The 562-nt window shown below is 47.9% G+C and carries 1 protein-coding gene; it reads right to left on the bottom strand.

Annotated elements, in window-relative coordinates; all coding sequences use genetic code 11:
• Window positions 1-530: ribulose-1,5-bisphosphate carboxylase small subunit (locus H4I94_RS16190; protein WP_261183730.1), on the bottom strand; the 530-nt coding region annotated here is incomplete at its 3' end.
• Between the last annotated feature and the right edge of the window lie 32 nt (window positions 531-562).

The following is a 562-nucleotide window of genomic DNA, read 5'->3' as shown; positions in this document are numbered from 1 at the left end:
GGCTTGGAGGCAATGAAACTGATGCACTGCACTTGACGCACGTTGTCAAATCCAATGATACGGACCCAGGCCTGTGGGTATTCCTTCTTCGCCTCTCCCACCTCAGCCAACACTTGGGTGGCATCAGTGCATCCGAACATAGGTAGCTTCCACATGGTCCAGTATCTGCCATCATAGTATCCTGGTGACTTGTGGTGTTCACGGTAGACAAATCCTTTCTCAGTCTCGAATTCCAAGCAAGGAACCCATCCATTTTTCAAAAGGTACTCAATTTCGGAGAGCAATTGCTCCTGGCTCAAATCGGGAAGGTATGAGAGAGTCTCATACTTCTTCATGTTAATTGGTGGCCACACCTGCATGCATTGCACTCTTCCGCCGTTGCTGGCAATGGAAGTGATGTCAAGGTTTTGCTTTCTTGAAACAGGGAATGAGGCAGCAGACTTAAGACCTGTGAAAGGTGCAACCATGTTAGCTTGAGCAACATTGCTGCGGGTGGCAACTGCTGCTGAGGAAAGAACTGAGGAAGCCATTGCTAATTACTCTTAAGACAGAAAGATTTCTC

The organism is Acinetobacter sp. T_3_1 (genome assembly GCF_025377055.1).
GTDB lineage: Bacteria > Pseudomonadota > Gammaproteobacteria > Pseudomonadales > Moraxellaceae > Acinetobacter > Acinetobacter kookii.
The sequence above is the reverse complement of the archived record's forward strand: the minus strand, read 5'-3'. Positions and strand labels throughout refer to the sequence as shown.